13 protein-coding genes, 4 tRNA genes and 1 rRNA gene are annotated in these 18621 nt (G+C 31.4%); 16 read left to right on the forward strand and 2 right to left on the reverse strand.

Annotated elements, in window-relative coordinates:
- The 3 genes from rrf to birA form a co-directional block, all read left to right on the forward strand.
- Positions 1 to 103: ribosomal RNA gene (gene rrf, locus CRV11_RS00090) — 5S ribosomal RNA — on the forward strand; the annotation flags it as partial.
- A gap of 64 nt (positions 104 to 167) precedes the next feature.
- Complete coding sequence (gene murB / locus CRV11_RS00095) at positions 168 to 1199, forward strand: UDP-N-acetylmuramate dehydrogenase (protein ID WP_136131318.1); 1032 nt, start codon at positions 168 to 170, stop codon at positions 1197 to 1199.
- A 1-nt stretch (position 1200) separates the two neighbouring features.
- Positions 1201 to 2175 (forward strand): bifunctional biotin--[acetyl-CoA-carboxylase] ligase/biotin operon repressor BirA, encoded by a 975-nt coding sequence (gene birA / locus CRV11_RS00100; protein WP_136131319.1) that lies wholly within the window; start codon positions 1201 to 1203, stop codon positions 2173 to 2175.
- A 1-nt stretch (position 2176) separates the two neighbouring features.
- On the opposite strand, the gene coaA is transcribed toward birA, so the two are convergent.
- The gene (gene coaA, locus CRV11_RS00105) at positions 2177 to 3061 is read right to left on the reverse strand and encodes a type I pantothenate kinase (RefSeq protein ID WP_136131320.1); all 885 of its coding nucleotides are present in this window, start codon (positions 3059 to 3061) and stop codon (positions 2177 to 2179) included.
- A gap of 288 nt (positions 3062 to 3349) precedes the next feature.
- Here coaA and CRV11_RS00110 point away from each other — a divergent pair.
- From CRV11_RS00110 to hemE, 13 genes are all read left to right on the forward strand, one after another.
- A tRNA-Thr gene (locus CRV11_RS00110) sits at positions 3350 to 3422 on the forward strand.
- A gap of 8 nt (positions 3423 to 3430) precedes the next feature.
- Positions 3431 to 3512 (forward strand) — tRNA-Tyr (locus CRV11_RS00115).
- Positions 3513 to 3613: 101 nt separating this feature from the next.
- A tRNA-Gly gene (locus CRV11_RS00120) sits at positions 3614 to 3687 on the forward strand.
- Between the two features lie 12 nt (positions 3688 to 3699).
- Positions 3700 to 3773 (forward strand) — tRNA-Thr (locus tag CRV11_RS00125).
- A gap of 382 nt (positions 3774 to 4155) precedes the next feature.
- The gene (gene secE, locus CRV11_RS00130; protein ID WP_136131321.1) at positions 4156 to 4539 is read left to right on the forward strand and encodes a preprotein translocase subunit SecE; all 384 of its coding nucleotides are present in this window, start codon (positions 4156 to 4158) and stop codon (positions 4537 to 4539) included.
- Position 4540: 1 nt separating this feature from the next.
- Positions 4541 to 5086: a transcription termination/antitermination protein NusG gene (gene nusG, locus CRV11_RS00135; protein WP_136131322.1), complete on the forward strand. Its 546-nt coding sequence runs from the start codon at positions 4541 to 4543 to the stop codon at positions 5084 to 5086.
- Positions 5087 to 5185: 99 nt separating this feature from the next.
- Positions 5186 to 5623: a 50S ribosomal protein L11 gene (rplK, locus tag CRV11_RS00140; RefSeq protein WP_136131323.1), complete on the forward strand. Its 438-nt coding sequence runs from the start codon at positions 5186 to 5188 to the stop codon at positions 5621 to 5623.
- Positions 5616 to 6311 (forward strand): 50S ribosomal protein L1, encoded by a 696-nt coding sequence (rplA, locus tag CRV11_RS00145; protein ID WP_136131324.1) that lies wholly within the window; start codon positions 5616 to 5618, stop codon positions 6309 to 6311. The genes rplK and rplA overlap by 8 nt, the downstream gene beginning before the upstream one ends.
- Positions 6312 to 6603: 292 nt before the next feature.
- Complete coding sequence (gene rplJ / locus CRV11_RS00150; RefSeq protein ID WP_136131325.1) at positions 6604 to 7098, forward strand: 50S ribosomal protein L10; 495 nt, start codon at positions 6604 to 6606, stop codon at positions 7096 to 7098.
- Positions 7099 to 7132: 34 nt separating this feature from the next.
- Positions 7133 to 7489: a 50S ribosomal protein L7/L12 gene (gene rplL / locus CRV11_RS00155; protein WP_136131326.1), complete on the forward strand. Its 357-nt coding sequence runs from the start codon at positions 7133 to 7135 to the stop codon at positions 7487 to 7489.
- Between the two features lie 234 nt (positions 7490 to 7723).
- Positions 7724 to 11758: a DNA-directed RNA polymerase subunit beta gene (gene rpoB, locus CRV11_RS00160; protein WP_136131327.1), complete on the forward strand. Its 4035-nt coding sequence runs from the start codon at positions 7724 to 7726 to the stop codon at positions 11756 to 11758.
- A 140-nt stretch (positions 11759 to 11898) separates the two neighbouring features.
- Positions 11899 to 16125 (forward strand): DNA-directed RNA polymerase subunit beta', encoded by a 4227-nt coding sequence (rpoC, locus tag CRV11_RS00165; RefSeq protein WP_136131328.1) that lies wholly within the window; start codon positions 11899 to 11901, stop codon positions 16123 to 16125.
- 96 nt (positions 16126 to 16221) lie between these two features.
- Positions 16222 to 17277 carry a uroporphyrinogen decarboxylase gene (hemE, locus tag CRV11_RS00170; RefSeq protein ID WP_136131595.1) on the forward strand — a complete coding sequence of 352 codons (1056 nt, stop codon included), beginning with the start codon at positions 16222 to 16224 and terminating at the stop codon, positions 17275 to 17277.
- 54 nt (positions 17278 to 17331) lie between these two features.
- Here hemE and purD read toward each other — a convergent pair whose 3' ends face one another.
- On the reverse strand, positions 17332 to 18600 hold the full coding sequence (gene purD / locus CRV11_RS00175; protein WP_136131329.1) for a phosphoribosylamine--glycine ligase: 1269 nt from the start codon (positions 18598 to 18600) through the stop codon (positions 17332 to 17334).
- Positions 18601 to 18621 lie beyond the last annotated feature (21 nt).

Raw genomic sequence — 18621 nt, forward strand, 5'->3', positions numbered from 1 at the left:
ACGCGATGGTACCACCTGAATCCATGCCGAACTCAGAAGTGAAACGTCGTCGTGCCGATGGTAGTGTGGAGTTTCTCCATGTGAGAGTAGGTAACTGCCAGGTTCTAATATTTATACAAGTTTTTGTTTGAAATTGTTTTCCAAATAACAGATAGATGATTTGAATGATGACTAATAGACATTGTTCTCTAAAAGTATATAATACTCTAGGGCTAGATATTAGTACTCGCTTTCTCATCATTGCAGAAACAAAAGAAACTATTTTAGAGGCGTGGAAATTTAGTAAATGTTTTAAATTGCCGTTTTTAATTTTAGGAGAGGCCAGTAATGTTTTGTTCGTTGAAAATTTTGCTGGTATTATTGTGCTGAACAGGATTAAAGGCATAGTAATTCATGAAGATGATAGAACATGGAAATTACATATTGGTTCTGGAGAAAATTGGCATCAATTAGTACAAGATACGCTAACAAAGGGAATTTTTGGATTAGAGAATCTAGCTTGGATTCCCGGGACTGTAGGTTCGGTACCCATTCAAAATATTGGTGCATATGGTGTTGAGTTACAAGATTTTTGTAGTTATGTAGACGTTATTCATTTAGAAAGTGGAGATATCAAGAGAATTTATAATAATGAATGTAATTTTTCTTATCGAGATAGTATTTTTAAAAATAAATATTGGACTGATTTTGTCATTATAGCTGTAGGTATTTATCTTAAAAAAAAATGGCAACCAATATTAACATATAATGATTTAAAATATTTAAAACCAGTTAGTGCTTGGGATATATTTAACGAAATTTTTCTTATACGTAAACGCAAAATACCTGATCCTAAAATTATAGGTAATGTGGGCAGTTTTTTTAAAAATCCTATTGTTACTCAAAAACAGGCTGCATTATTATTAAAACACTTTCCCACTATGCCGTATTATCCATTTATAAATAATCAAATAAAATTAGCTGCTGGTTGGTTAATTGATCAATGTAATTTAAAAGAATTTTATGTAGGAGATTCAGCGCTTTATCATAAACAGGCGTTAGTATTAATTAATAAAGGACATGCAACTTCTCAAGACATTTTGTCTTTAGCAAAAGAGATACGCTTAAGAGTAGGTAAAAAATTTAATATATGGCTGGAACCTGAAGTGCGTTTTATTAAATCAAAAGGGGAATGCAATGCGATTGAGATGATTTCATAAGATGGATATTAAATTTAATTTAATAAATATCTTGGCTGATGGTAAATCACATTCCATAAAAAATATTTGCAAAAATTTAGCAATATCTAAATCACATTTGATTAATAATATAAATATATTAAGGAGTTGGGGTATTGATGTTTTTGCTCCACGTATAACAGAATATAGGTTATCTAGATCTTTGAATCTATTAAATGAACAAGAAATGAAATCAAAACTGGGAAACAATAATGTTTTATTCAAACCAGTGATTGATTCTACAAATCAACATTTGTTGGATCATGGTGATAATCTGAAATGTGGTGATCTTTGTGTTGCTGAATATCAAAGATTTGGTAGAGGTCGTTGTGGTCGTACTTGGTATTCATCTTATGGATATAACTTATGCATGTCCATGTATTGGAAGTATTGGAAAATCAAGTACAATATTAATAATATATCAAGTATTGGATTGGTTATAGGGGTTATTACAGCTGAAACTCTGCAATTTTTAGGTGTTAAAAATATTAAATTAAAATGGCCTAATGATATTTATGTTAATGACAGTAAATTAGCTGGTATTTTAATAGAATTGAGTAATAAAACAAAAGAATATAAAGAATATGTTGAAGTTGTGATAGGTATAGGTGTTAATGTTAATATATCAAATCATTATCAAAAAAGTACAAATGTTTCCCCTAGGTGGATTTCTTTAGAAGAAATGGGATTAAAAATTAATCGAACTGATCTTGTTATTAATTTAACAAACAATTTTCGAGAATCACTACATTTACTAGAAGCAAAGGGATTCTATCCCTTTATGCATAGATGGAGAATGTTAGATAACTTTATTAATAAGCGGGTTAAATTAACTATAGGAAATAAAGAAATATTTGGTGTTTCTCGCGGGATAGATAATCAAGGATCTTTATTATTAGAATATAATGGCACGATTAAATCTTGGTCTTTAGGAGATATATCGTTAAGATCCTTTTAATTTATACTAAGTATTTTATATTTCTAATAGTTATCTGATTAATAACATGACATTTCTTTTTATTTAAAATTATATTTGCGAGATCCTTAGTAGGTAAAATATTTTCTTCAAGATTTAATTTGTTAATTTTATTCCATACATTGTCAGCAATTTTTATTGCCTTTTGTTCATCAATATTAATATAACTATGGAAATAAGAATTAGGCTGTAAAAATGCTTCTTGACGTAGTTTCAAAAAACGACAAATAAACCAATCTTTTAATAGTTCTTCAACAGCATCTAAATAAATTGAACAGTCTATAAATTCAGAAATAAAAATTTGGTCAGGATCATCTGATTTATTTTGCAATAAATTTAGTCCTTCAATAATTAATATATCTGGTTGATCAATTATTTTACTTTTATCCGGTTCTATATCGTAAATAATATGTGAATAAACTGGAACTATCAAATTTCTAACACCTGATTTTATATCTGAAACAAATTTAATTAGACTTTGCATATCATATGATTGAGGAAATCCTTTTTTTTCCATTAAACCATTTTTTATAAGTACCGCATTAGGGTATAAAAAACCATCTGTCGTGACAATTTCTACTTTTTTATTTTTATGATATTTACTTAGTAATGTCTGTAATACTTTAGCTGTAGTACTCTTTCCTACAGCGACACTTCCAGATATACTGACTATATATGGAATTTTTTGACTTCTAATATTTGATTCTGCTAAAGAAATTATCAATCGTGAAAGAGGTAAATAAATATCATTAATTTCAGCAATAGATAAATTGTCAGCACCCTTTAATTTTTTTACTTCATCACAAGATAAAGGAATAGAATCACATAAATTAACCCAGTCTTTTCTATCAAACAATAATTCTGTCATTAGTATCTTACTAATCTCTAAAATTAAAAAACAATATAAGTAAATCTTCCAAATTACCTTACCAATTTACCATATTCCAATATTATAACATTATTATAGTATATTATTTTATTATAGTATATTATTTTTTATAGTATATTATTTTGGGAATAAGTAGAATTATTACGCAATAATATATATTATTAATTAAATATAATAAAATAAAAAAATAAAAGTTATTTTTTTGAAAAAATGAAAAATTTTTGTTGCATCATTTGCTCAAGAACTTTAGAATAATAAATATTCGGTGCCGGCTTAGCTCAGATGGTAGAGCAACTGACTTGTAATCAGTAGGTCACCAGTTCGATTCCGGTAGCCGGCAGTTGATAAGGTGGGATTCCCGAGCGGTTAAAGGGAGCAGACTGTAAATTTGCCGTCATAGACTTCGAAGGTTCGAATCCTTCTCCCACCATCATTTACAACTATAATTAGGTATGTTTAATATTAATAACATGAACTCCGGTTAGATCAGATTTTAATCTTTTGAAGTAATTAAATATTTGTTGTGATATAGCGGGTATTGTATAATGGTATTACTTTAGCCTTCCAAGCTAATGATACGGGTTCGATCCCCGTTACCCGCTCCAAATAAAAAGCAAGCTGGTATAGCTCAGTTGGTAGAGCACACCCTTGGTAAGGGTGAGGTTCCTCAGTTCAATCCTGAGTACCAGCATCATTTTTATTATGAAATATAAAAAGGTAATGAATCGCTGAATTTATTCTGATAGAATAAATTCAGGAATGAATAAGGAACAATTACTTAAAATAGTATCTTTATATTTTAAATAAAAAAACTTATTGCTATTATATTATGTATAATTATTTAATAGCGTGTTTTTGTTTTATGTCTTATTTTTGATTAGTGATGCTTTAAAAAGTAAAAATTTTCATGCCATAAGAATTTTAAATAAAATGCTTATTATTAATATTAATTAGCTCAAACACAATAATATGAATGAAAATAAATTGATTAATATACTTTTCCATTTTTAATTATTTCTAGAAGATTAAGAAGATTAAATAGAGTTTTAAAATTATTTTAGCAGGTATGGGCTATGGGTAATAATAACGAAGCTAAAGTAACCTTGTTCAGTTTAGAAATAGTAAAGTGGCTAATCATATTATCGTTGTTGCTTACAGCTATTATAGGTAATTATTATTACGAAAAAACAGCGTTGTACGTGCGTGTAATAGCTATAACTATATTACTTATCATATCAGTTTGCGTTTTATGTTCAACAAATCAAGGTAAGGATATCTTAGTTTTTATCCGTGAATCAAAAGCTGAATTGAAAAAAGTTGTTTGGCCTACTTATCGAGAAACATTTCGGATAACGTTAATTGTCATAGTTATTACTACGCTGATGTCTTTACTTCTATGGGGACTAGATAATATCATAGTCCATTTAGTATCGTTTATTACTAGCCTGAGGTTTTAAGATGTCTGAAGTTATTAAAAAAAGTTGGTATGTTGTACAGGCGTTTTCCGGTTTTGAAAGTCGTGTGGCACAGTCATTACGCGAACATATTAAATTATATAATATGGATAGCTTATTTGGGGATATTATGGTACCTACAGAAGAAGTTGTAGAAATTCGCTTCGGTCAACGCCGCAAAAGCGAAAGGAAATTTTTCCCCGGATATGTGCTTGTTCAAATGATCATGAACGATAATACTTGGCATTTAGTAAAAAATGTTCCAAGAGTCATGGGTTTTATAGGTGGGACATCTGATAGACCATCTCCTATAAGCGATAAAGAAGCTCATATCATTATAAATCGACTTCAGCAAGTTGGCGACAAGCCTCGGCCTAAAACAATTTTCGAACCAGGTGAAATAGTTAGGGTAAATGACGGTCCCTTTGCCGATTTTAATAGTGTTGTTGAGGAAGTAGATTATGAAAAAAGTAGACTGAAAGTATCCGTTTCTATCTTCGGCAGGGCTACACCAGTAGAGCTTGATTTTTCTCAAGTAGAAAAAGGATAAATCAATTTAATTTTTCATATAAATATTAATAAAATATCAAGTTAAATTTACAGTAATTAATGTATTAGGTTTAAAATTTTAGGATATACGAGGAGATACATGGCTAAAAAAGTTCAAGCATATGTTAGATTACAAATTCCAGCTTCTTTGGCAAATCCTAGTCCACCTGTAGGTCCTGCATTGGGGCAACAGGGTGTTAATATTATGCAATTTTGTAAAGATTTTAATAACGAAACTGCATCATTAGAAAAAGGTATGCCAACTCCTGTTATCATAACAGTATATACAGATCGTACTTTTACCTTTGTTATTAAAACACCTCCAGCAGCTGTTCTTTTAAAAAAAGCTGCAGGTATCAAATTAGGTTCTAGTAAACCTAATCAAGAAAAAATTGGAAACATAACTCGTACACAAATTCGCGAAATAGCAAAAACTAAAGCAATAGATATGACTGGATCTGATATAGAAGCAATGTCCCGTTCTATTGAAGGTACTGCTATTTCTATGGGTTTAGTAATAAAGGATCAAAATGATTAAAACAACTAAACGTATGCATGTAGTTAGGAATCAATTAGATTTAAATAAAAAATACGATTGTATTGAAGCTATTACTATATTAAAAAAATTTGCTGCTGTAAATTTCATAGAAAGTATTGATGTAGCAATAAATTTAGGTGTTGATGCAAAAAAACCTGAACAAAATGTACGTGGTAGCACTAATCTTCCTAATAGTACAGGACGTTCTTTGCGTATTGCAGTATTTGCTGAAGGATTAAAAGCTGAAGAAGCTAAAAAAGAGGGAGCAGTTCTTGTTGGCATGCAAGATTTAGCAGATACAATTAAGCAAGGTAATATAAATTTTGATGTTGTTATTGCTGATTCAGATTCTATGCATATTGTTAGTAAATTAGGTCAAATTTTAGGCAGTAGAGGTTTAATGCCAAACCCTAAAATGGGCACAGTAACTACAAATATTGTTGAAGCTGTTAGGAACGCAAAATTAGGTCAAATTCGTTTTCGCAACGATAAAAATGGTATAATACATGCTAGCCTTGGAAAGGTTAACTTAGAAATTAAAAAATTAAAGGAAAATTTAGAACATCTAATTATTGCACTAAAAAAAATAAAACCTGTTCAAGCAAAAGGAAATTACATAAAAAAAATTAGTATTTCAACAACCATGGGTATTGGGATTAATATTGATTTAGCTAGCTTGAATATTTAATAATTTAAATTATCTCTTGAAATAATCTACGATTTTACGTAAGATCGTGTTTTGATTTCTAAATAACCAAAAAGTTTATTGAATATAAATTAAATATTATTTTATATCAATTGAAATTAAGTTAATTGTATTCTTTTAAGAAGTAAAACATATTAATTAGAAATATCGGAGAAATATGTTCTCTTAATTTCAGCAAGTTTCATTATTCTTATTTTGTTCAAAATTGATTTCAGACTAAAATGGTCAGCAATTATCAAATAATTTTTCTGGTCAATCTCAGGAGTGTAAACTAATGCCACTAAATCTTAAAGATAAAAAAGAGATTGTTGCGAAAATTTGTCAAATAGCAGAACAATCTATTTCAGCAGTTGTTGCAGATTTTCGTGGTGTTACTGTAGATAAAATAACTGAATTAAGAGCAAAAGGTCGTAAGTCAGGAGTATATATAAGTGTTGTCCGCAATACATTGCTGCATAGAATTGTTAAGAATACGCAGTTTGAATGTTTAAATAAAACTTTTATTGGTCCAACATTAATTGCATATTCTACAGAGCATCCTGGTATAGCTGCTCGCTTATTAAAAGAATTTGAAAAAGATAATATTACATTTAAAATCAAGGCAGCAGCTTTTGAAAATAAATTCATTGATGCAGATAATATTGATCTATTAGCAAATTTACCTACATATGAAGAATCCATAATAAATTTAATGTTAACTATTAAGGAAGCAGCTGCAGGCAAAATAGTGAGGGTGTTAAAAGCTATTAGTGATATAAAAAAGAATTAAATTTAGAATTTTTCTGATCTTAGGAACAATTGTAATGTCTATAACTAAAGACCAAATTTTAGAAGCTGTTTCTGCCATGTCTGTAATGGAAGTTGTTGATTTAGTATCGGCTATGGAAAAAAAATTCGGCGTTTCTTCTAAAGTGGATGTAAATGTTAGTCCTATCGAGGTTATTGAAGAAAAAACCGAATTTGATGTCATATTAAAGGCTATTGGTCCTAATAAAGTAGCTGTTATTAAAGCAGTACGTGCAGCAACTGGTTTAGGACTAAAAGAGGCTAAAGATTTAGTTGAAGCAACTGGAATCATCAAAGAAGGAATTAGTAAAGAAGAATCATTATCTTTAGAAAAGATTTTAAAAGAGGCCGGAGCTGAAGTTGAAGTTAAATAAAATTTTAGCTTACAGTCTAGCAATAATAGCAAGGCTGACGGCTGGTGATTTTATCACCAGCCTTTTCTTTCAAGTATTTTTGTGTATCTTAGTTATTAAGATATATCCTCATTTGATAATTGAAATAATGAAATGAAAATTAATCTCAATTAAAAACAATAAAAGTAATATGACATGATATGTGTAAAAAAAGATCCAAAAACAGGTCGAACATCAGCTAGTTGAGGAGCCATAATGGTTTACTCTTATACCGAAAAAAAACGAATCCGCAAGGATTTTGGTAAGCGTCCAAAAGTTCTAGATGTACCTTACCTTCTTTTTATTCAACTTGATTCTTTTCAAAAATTTGTTGAGCACGATCCAGAAGGTCAAAATGGCCTGGAAGCTGCACTACGTTCTGTATTTCCAATTATAAGTTATGGCGGTAATTCTGAATTACAATATGTAAGTTATCGTTTAGGTGAACCTATTTTTGATGTAAAAGAATGTCAAATTCGTGGTGCTACTTATTCAGCACCACTTCGAGTGAAATTAAGATTGGTAATTTATGAACGTGATTTTTCATCAGAACATGTTGTAAAAAATATTAAAGAACAAGAAGTATATATGGGAGAAATTCCACTAATGACTGAAAATGGCACATTTATTATCAATGGTACTGAACGTGTCATAGTTTCTCAATTACATCGTAGTCCAGGTGTCTTCTTTGATAGCGATAAGGGCAAAACACATTCTTCTGGTAAAATATTATATAATGCACGTATAATTCCCTATAGAGGTTCTTGGATGGATTTTGAATTTGATCCAAAAGATAATCTCTTTGTTCGTATTGATCGTAGACGTAAATTACCATCAAGTATTATTTTGCATGCTCTAGATTATACTACTGAAGATATTTTAGATATTTTCTTTGAAAAAATATTATTTGAAATTCACGATGATAAAATATTAATGGAATTAATTCCAGAAAGATTACGAGGTGAAACTGCTTCTTTTAATATAGAATGTAATGGTAAAATATACATTGAAAAAACACGCCGTATTACTTCACAACACATTAATCAACTAGAAAGAGATAACATCCGATATATCGAAGTTCCAATTGAATACCTCGTTGGGAAGGTATTAGCGAAAAATTACTACAGTAATACTAATAACAATGATTTGATTGCATCTGCTAATACTGATATTACATTAGAATTGATATATAAATTAAAGCAAGCAGGTTATAAAAAAATTGAAACTTTATTTATCAATGATCTAGACCATGGATCTTATATATCTGAAACTTTACGTATTGATCCGACAACAGACAGATTAAGTGCACTTGTTGAAATTTATCGTATGATGAGACCAGGTGAACCTCCAACACGAGAGTCTACAGAAAATCTTTTTGAAAGTTTATTTTTTTCTGAAGATAGATATGATCTTTCTGATGTAGGTCGTATGAAATTTAATCGTTCATTAGGAAGAAATAGTATAGAAGGATCCAGCGTTCTTAGTAAAACAGATATAATTGATGTAATGAAAAAACTTATCAATATTCGTAATGGTAAAGGTGAAACTGATGATATTGATCATCTAGGTAATCGCCGTATTCGTTCTGTGGGTGAGATGGCTGAAAATCAATTTAGAATTGGTTTAATTCGTGTTGAACGTGCAGTAAGAGAGCGTTTATCATTAGGTGATCTTGATACATTAATGCCTCAAGATATGATTAATGCCAAACCAATTTCAGCAGCTGTAAAAGAATTTTTTAGTTCCAGTCAATTATCTCAGTTCATGGATCAAAATAACCCATTATCTGAAATTACTCATAAACGTCGAATTTCTGCACTAGGTCCAGGAGGATTAACTAGAGAAAGAGCTGGTTTTGAAGTACGTGATGTGCATCCTACACATTATGGTCGAGTTTGTCCCATTGAAACTCCTGAAGGTCCAAATATTGGTTTAATTAATTCTTTATCTGTTTATGCTAAGACAAATGAATATGGTTTCTTAGAAACTCCATATCGTTGTGTGTGTAATGGTATTGTATCTGATAGAATAAATTATTTATCAGCTATTGAGGAAGGTAATTATATTATTGCTCAAGCAAATGCTCATTTACATGAAGACGGTAAATTTGTCGATGATCTAATAATTTGTCGTAATAAAGGTGAATCAGGGTTGTTTCACCGCAAACAGGTAGACTATATGGATGTTTCTACTCAACAGATAGTTTCTGTTGGTGCTTCGCTAATACCTTTTCTTGAGCATAATGATGCTAATCGCGCCCTAATGGGTGCTAATATGCAGCGCCAAGCAGTTCCGACACTACGTTCTGAAAAACCTTTAGTTGGGACAGGCATGGAGCGTGCTGTAGCTGTTGACTCAGGAGTTACTATAGTAGCTAAACGTGGTGGTTTAATTCAATATGTAGATGCATCTCGTATTGTTGTTAAGGTCAATGAAAAAGAAACGCAGGTAGATGAAGTTGGAATAGATATTTATAATTTAACTAAATATACTCGTTCAAATCAAAATACCTGTATCAACCAAATGCCTTGTATTAGTTTAGGTGAACAAATCAATAGAGGTGATGTACTAGCAGATGGTCCTTCTACTGATTTAGGTGAATTAGCATTGGGTCAAAATATGCGTGTAGCTTTTATGCCTTGGAATGGTTATAATTTTGAAGATTCAATTTTAGTATCAGAACGTGTAGTTCAAGAAGATAGGTTTACTAGTATCCATATTCAAGAATTATCATGTATGTCTAGAGATACTAAATTAGGTGCCGAAGAAGTATCTGCTGATATTCCAAATGTGAGCGAAGCGGCATTGTCCAAACTTGATGAATCTGGTATTGTTTATATTGGAGCAGAAGTTACAGGCGGAGATATTTTAGTCGGGAAAGTAACACCAAAAGGTGAAACTCAATTAACACCTGAAGAAAAGTTATTACGTGCTATTTTTGGTGAAAAAGCATCTGATGTAAAAGATTCATCTCTAAGAGTTCCAAATGGTGTATCAGGTACAGTTATAGATGTACAAATTTTTACTAGAGATGGTATAAAAAAAGACAAACGAGCTTTAGAAATTGAAGAAATGCAGTTAAAACAAGCAACAAAAGACCTGATGGAAGAAAAACAAATTTTAGAATCAGGTATTTTTACCCGAATTCAATCATTATTATCTAATCAAATTGAAATAAATGAATTAAATAAGATATCTCGTGAACATTTATTGAAAATTCCAGTTAATAATCAAAAACAAAAAGAACAACTAAAACAGTTAGTGTATCAATATGAAGAATTAAAGCAAACATTTGAAAAAAAAATAGAAGATAAACGTTGCAAAATTACTCAAGGTGATGATCTTGCACCCGGGATATTAAAAATAGTCAAAGTTTATCTCGCAGTAAAGCGCCAAATTCAACCCGGAGATAAAATGGCAGGTCGTCATGGTAATAAAGGTGTTATTTCAAAAATAAACCCTGTTGAAGATATGCCGTATGATGAAAATGGTATCCCAATTGATATTGTATTAAATCCTTTAGGTGTTCCATCACGGATGAATATTGGACAAATTCTTGAAACACACTTAGGGATGGCAGCCAAAGGCATAGGTCAAAAGATTAATGCACTACTAAATAAGCAAGAAGAAATATTTAAATTAAGAACATTTATACAACGTGCTTATAATTTAGGCACAGATCTCTGTCAAAAGGTTGATATAAGTAAATTTAGTGATGGCGAAGTATTAGAGTTAGCGAAAAACTTGAAAAATGGAATGCCAGTTGCAAGTCCTGTTTTTGATGGCGCAAAAGAAAGTGAAATCAAAGAGTTGCTTAAATTAAGTGATTTACCTCCTTCTGGTCAAATTACTTTATTTGATGGTCGTACTAGTGAGCAATTTGAACGTAAAGTTACTGTAGGATATATGTATATGCTTAAATTAAATCACTTAGTTGATGATAAAATGCATGCACGTTCTACAGGTTCTTACAGTTTAGTTACTCAACAACCTTTAGGTGGTAAAGCTCAATTTGGTGGTCAACGTTTTGGTGAAATGGAAGTTTGGGCCTTGGAAGCTTATGGTGCATCATATACTTTACAGGAAATGCTTACAGTGAAATCTGATGATGTTAACGGTCGGACTAAAATGTATAAAAATATTGTAGATGGTAACCATCATATGGAACCTGGTATGCCTGAATCGTTTAACGTGTTACTAAAGGAAATTCAATCATTAGGAATAAATATAGAATTAGAGGACGAGGAATAATACATAGGATTATAGTGAGATATACAAATAAAGATTACAATATAACTAAAAAGTGATTTATATATACTGATAATATTGATGATAGAGTTTTAATTGATTTTAAATACTCTTAAATCTCACCCTCCAATGAGACATGATCTGTGAAAGACTTACTTAAGTTCCTAAAAATACAAAATAAAAAAGAAGAATTCGATTCCATAAAAATTTCTCTTGCTGCACCAGATATGATACGATCCTGGTCTTTTGGTGAAGTAAAAAAACCAGAAACAATTAATTATCGTACATTTAAACCTGAGCGTGATGGTCTTTTTTGCGCTCGAATTTTTGGTCCTGTAAAAGATTATGAATGCTTATGCGGTAAATATAAAAGATTAAAACACCGAGGTGTGATTTGTGAAAAATGTGGTGTAGAAGTCACCCAAACCAAGGTGCGCCGTGAACGCATGGGACATATAGAATTAGCATCACCAACAGCTCATATTTGGTTTTTAAAATCTTTGCCTTCGCGTATTGGATTGCTTTTAGATATGCCTTTGCGTGATATAGAAAGAGTTTTATATTTTGAATCTTATGTTGTAGTTGAAGGTGGCATGACAAGTCTTGAAAAACGTCAAATGTTAACTGAAGAACAATATCTTGACGTATTAGAAGAATTTGGTGATGAATTCGATGCAAAAATGGGTGCCGAAGCAATTCAGTATTTGCTAAAAAATATGGATTTAGAAGAAGAATGTGAACAATTACGTGATGAGCTTAATGAAACTAATTCTGAAACTAAACGAAAAAAACTAACTAAAAGAATTAAACTACTAGAATCATTTATTCAATCCGGTAACAAACCAGAGTGGATGATTTTGAATGTATTACCAGTGCTTCCACCAGATCTACGTCCTTTAGTACCTCTTGATGGAGGACGTTTTGCAACCTCAGATTTAAACGATCTTTACCGTCGTGTTATTAATCGTAATAATAGATTAAAGAGATTACTTGATCTTTCTGCTCCAGATATAATTGTTAGAAATGAAAAAAGGATGTTACAGGAAGCAGTAGATGCACTGCTAGATAATGGTAGAAGAGGACGAGCTATCACTGGTTCTAATAAAAGACCTTTAAAATCATTAGCAGACATGATTAAAGGAAAACAAGGTAGATTTCGTCAAAATTTGCTAGGAAAACGTGTAGACTATTCAGGACGTTCTGTTATTACGGTAGGCCCATATCTTCGGTTACATCAATGCGGTTTGCCAAAAAAAATGGCATTAGAGTTATTTAAACCATTTATTTATGGAAAATTAGAAATTAAAGGACTAGCTACTACAATAAAAGCTGCAAAAAAAATGGTTGATCGTGAAGAATCAGTTGTTTGGGATATTCTTGATGATGTTATTCGTGAACATCCAGTTTTATTAAATCGTGCACCCACATTACATCGTTTAGGAATTCAAGCATTTGAACCAATTCTTGTTGAGGGTAAAGCAATTCAATTACATCCTTTAGTTTGTGCAGCTTATAATGCTGATTTTGATGGAGATCAGATGGCTGTACATGTTCCTTTAACATTAGAAGCTCAACTAGAAGCACGTGCTTTAATGATGTCAACTAACAATATTTTATCTCCAGCAAATGGTGAACCAATTATTGTTCCTTCTCAAGATGTTGTTTTAGGATTATATTATATGACTCGTGATAAGATTAATGCTAAAGGAGAAGGAATGATGTTAACTGGACCCAAAGAAGCAGAATTTCTGTATTATATCGGACAAGTTGACTTGCATGCGCGTGTTAAAGTTAGAATCAAAGAATTTCATAGAAATGAGCAAGGTGAATTTGATTCCAATACGAGTATAATTGATACGACTATTGGTCGTGCAATTCTTTGGATGATTGTACCAAAAGGTTTACCATACCATATTATTAATCAAGTTTTAGGTAAGAAAACAATTTCCAAAATGTTAAATACTTGTTATCGCATCTTAGGTTTAAAATCTACAGTACAGTTTGCTGATCAAATTATGTATTCTGGTTTTGCTTATGCTGCTCGTTCAGGTGTTTCTGTAGGTATTGATGACATGGTAATACCTGAAAAAAAATCAGAAATTATTTCTGAAGCAGAATTAGAAGTAGCTGAAATACAAGAACAATTTCAATCTGGTCTGGTAACTGTTGGAGAACGATATAATAAAGTCATTGATATTTGGGCAGCAGCTAATGATCGAGTTGCTAAAGCAATGATGGAAAATTTATCTACTGAATCTGTAACTAATAGATATGGAGATAAGGAACAACAATTGGCGTTTAATAATATATTTATGATGGCTGATTCAGGAGCTAGAGGTTCTGCCGCTCAAATCCGACAATTAGCAGGAATGCGCGGTTTAATGGCAAAACCAGATGGATCGATTATTGAAACTCCTATTACTGCAAATTTCCGAGAAGGCTTAAACGTCCTCCAGTATTTTATTTCAACTCATGGTGCACGAAAAGGTTTAGCAGATACGGCTTTAAAGACTGCAAATTCAGGTTATTTAACTCGCCGTTTAGTAGATGTAGCACAAGATTTAGTAGTTACTGAAGATGATTGTGGTACTTATGAAGGGATCACAATTACTCCTGTAATAGAAGGTGGAGATGTTAAAGATCCTTTACGAGAGCGAGTTTTAGGTAGAGTAACTGTAGAAGATATTGTTCAACCAGGTACTGATTATGTGTTAATTTTAAGAAATACTTTGCTTGATGAGTATTGGTGTGATGTATTAGAAGAAAATTCTATAGATACTGTTACAGTACGTTCAGTTGTGTGTTGTGAAACCGATTTTGGAGTATGTGCTAATTGCTATGGTCGTGATTTAGCTAGAGGTCATATTGTTAATAAAGGTGAAGCCATTGGTGTAATAGCAGCGCAATCAATTGGTGAACCTGGGACACAGCTTACAATGAGGACATTTCATATTGGAGGGGCTGCTTCACGTGCGGCTACTGAATCAAGTATTAGAATTAAGAACAATGGAACTATAAGATTAATAAATGCTAAACTTGTATGCAATTCTTTAGGCAAATCCATTGTAATATCACGTAATGTTGAATTAAAGATAGTTGACGACTTTAATAGAACAAAAGAAAGTTATAAAATCCCTTACGGTGCAATATTAGAGAAAAATGACGGTGAATCTGTAATTTCAGGAGACATTGCAGCTAATTGGGATCCTCATACTATGCCAGTAATTACTGAAATAGGTGGTTTTATTCGATTTATAGATATAATTGACGGTCAAACAATTACTAGGCAAACTGATGATTTAACAGGTTTATCATCTTTAGTGGTTTTAGAAAGTTCTGAAAGGACTACAGTTGGTAAAGAATTACGTCCTTCGTTAAAAATTGTTGATAAAAATGGAGAAAATATTTTTATCTTAGGTACCGATATACCTGCTCAATATTTTTTACCAGGAAAAGCAATTGTACAATTAGAAGATGGTGCTAGTATTAGCGCCGGTGATATATTAGCCCGAGTACCTCAAGAATCAGGAGGAACAAAAGATATTACAGGAGGTTTACCTAGAGTGGCTGATCTATTTGAGGCCAGACGTCCTAAAGAACCAGCTATATTAGCAGAAATCAGTGGTATAGTTTCATTTGGAAAAGACACTAAAGGTAAAAGACGTTTAATGATTACACCTATCAATAATGAAAATGAAGTATATGAAGAGATGATACCTAAATGGCGACAATTAAATGTTTTTGAAGGGGAAAGAGTTGATATAGGTGATGTAATTTCTGATGGTCCTGAATCTCCACATGATATCTTACGTTTACGTGGTGTTCATGCAGTTACTCGTTATATTACAAATGAAGTGCAAGAAGTTTATCGGCTACAAGGTGTTAAGATTAATGATAAACATATTGAAGTAATTGTTCGTCAAATGTTACGCAAAGCAACAATTGTAACTACGGATAGTACCGAATTCTTAGAAGGTGAGCAAGTAGAATTTTCTCGCATTAGAATTTCCAACCGTGCATTAAAAGCAGAAGGTAAAAATCTTACAACGTATGTAAGAGAGCTACTTGGTGTTACTAAGGCTTCATTAGCAACTGAATCATTTGTTTCTGCTGCTTCATTCCAAGAGACTACACGTGTGCTAACGGAAGCATCTGTTGCAGGAAAACATGATGCTCTTAGAGGTCTCAAAGAAAATGTTATAGTAGGTAGGCTTATACCTGCAGGCACTGGTTATTCATATCATAAAGATAGAATAAGATGTAGAATAGCTAGTAAAGAAAATTTATCTAACTTACAGTTTACAGCTGATAAAGCTTCTGCTAATTTAGCTGAATTGTTAAATGCTGGTTTATCTATTTGTGATGATTAATAAACAATAATTTCCAGGGTTTTTATAACCAATATCATTACCAATTTTGGTAATGATATTAAATTTGCAACTATAGTTAACAATTAATATTATATGATATATAAATTAAAAAATGATCGTTATTTACGTGCTCTGTTACGCAAATCAGTCGACATGACTCCTATATGGATCATGAGACAAGCAGGTAGATATTTGCCGGAATATAAATTAATACGTGCTAAATTCGATAATTTTTTATCAGTTTGTAAAAATATTGATGCAGCTTGCGAAATTGCATTGCAGCCTTTGCGCCGTTATGACTTAGATGCAGCTATAATTTTTAGTGATATTTTAGTAATACCTGATGCAATGGGTTTAGGTTTATACTTTGATGATAAATATGGTCCTGGTTTTTTATATCCAATTACTTGCCAAGCTGATATTGAACGTTTGCCTATATGTGATCCTGAAAAAGAATTAAGCTATGTCATGAATATAATACGCATGACTTATAAAAATCTGCAAGGAAAAGTTCCATTAATTGGTTTCTCAGGAAGTCCTTGGACTTTAGCTACATATATGGTTCAAGATAGTACAAATAAATTTTTTAATAAAATAAAAAAAATGATGTATTCTGATCCGATTATTTTACATAAAATGCTAAATAAAATTACAGACAACATTATTTTATACCTAAATGCACAGATTTGTGCTGGCATTCAGTGTATAATGTTATTCGATACTTGGGGTGGTATATTGACTCATCCTGCTTACAAAGAATTTTCTCTTTACTATCTGCAAAAAATCGTGGCAAATTTATTGCGTACATATCAAGGTTTTTATATACCAATTATATTATTTACTAAAGGTGGTAATCAATGGCTAGAAGACATGGCTAACATTGGTGTTGATGCCTTGAGTATTGATTGGAACATTAATATAGGTGATGCGCGTCGCCGTGTTGGTGATAAAGTTGCAATTCAAGGAAACATGGATCCTTCAGTGCTTTATTCATCTCCTGATAGGATTACACAAGAAGTAAAAATGATTTTAGATAATTTTGGTGAAGGTAACGGTCATATTTTTAATTTAGGCCACGGTATATATCGGGATATCTTACCAGAAAACGTTAGTGTATTTATCAATGCTGTTCACAATCTTTCAAAAAGATGACACTCATTATAATAAAAAGATAATTTATCCAAATAATCATGTGTTTATTTTTTATTAATAGCCAATGTCAGTACGGTAATAAATATTTTGCCAATAAATAGATTGCGCTATTTCATATAGTCTTTTTTTAGCTATTTTAATATCTTTATCCATAGTACTTATGCATAAAACACGACCTCCTTTAGTAATTAGTTTGTTTTCATATAATCCTGTTCCTGCATGAAAAATTTTACTATGAGAAAAATTTTTTTTAGGCAATCCATAAATCTTATAATCGATAGAATAGTCACTGGGATATCCTCCTGAAGATAGTACTAAGCTCAATGAGTATCTAGAATCCCATTCTATTTCTTTTTGATCTAATATTCCGTGACAACCAGCCATACAAACTTCTATTAAATCAGATTTTAAACGCATCATCAGTGATTGAGTTTCAGGATCTCCTAAACGACAATTGAATTCTATCACTAGTGGTTTTCCTAATTCATTAATTATCACTCCAGCATATAGAAAACCAGTATATGGATTACCTTCAAGAGCCATACCAGATACAGTAGGATATATAATATGGTTCATTATATATTGATTTATATTGTTATTTTTTTTTGTTAACATAGCTGGTGAACGTGAGCCCATTCCTCCTGTATTTAAACCTGTATTTTTGTTACCAATACGTTTATAATCTTGACTTGTAGCCATTGGTAAAACATTTGTTCCGTCTACCATTACAATAAAACTAATTTCCTCTCCAGGAAAAAATTCTTCAATTATAATACTTTTACCTGCATTTCCAAATAAATTTCCAGAAAGCATATTTTGAATTATGCTTTCTGCTTCTTTTCTGTTTTTCGTAATAATCACACCTTTTCCAGCTGCTAAACCATTAGCTTTAATAACAACTGGTAATTTTACTTGATTAATATAAGATAGGGCAGACTTTATTTCTGAAAAACATTCGTATCTCGGTGTAGGAATATTGTGACGTGATAAAAATTTTTTAGTAAAAATTTTAGAACTTTCTATTTGAGAAGCAGATTTAGTTGGAGCGAAAATATTTAATCCAACCATACGAAATTTATCAACTATACCCATAGTTATTGGTATTTCAGGTCCAACAATAGTTAAATCTATTTTTTCTTTATGAGCAAATTGTAGGAGTTTATCTATGTCTGTAGTATTAATATCTATATTACGCACATGGGGCTCCATCATAGTACCTGGGTTTCCAGGAGCAACAAATATAACATCAGCTAATTTTGATTGAGAGGCTTTCCATGCTAATGCGTGTTCTCGGCCACCATTACCAATAATCAAGATTTTCATTGTTTGATTGTCTACATAAAC

It is taken from the genome of Candidatus Pantoea edessiphila, from assembly GCF_002933335.1.
Lineage (GTDB): Bacteria > Pseudomonadota > Gammaproteobacteria > Enterobacterales > Enterobacteriaceae > Pantoea_C.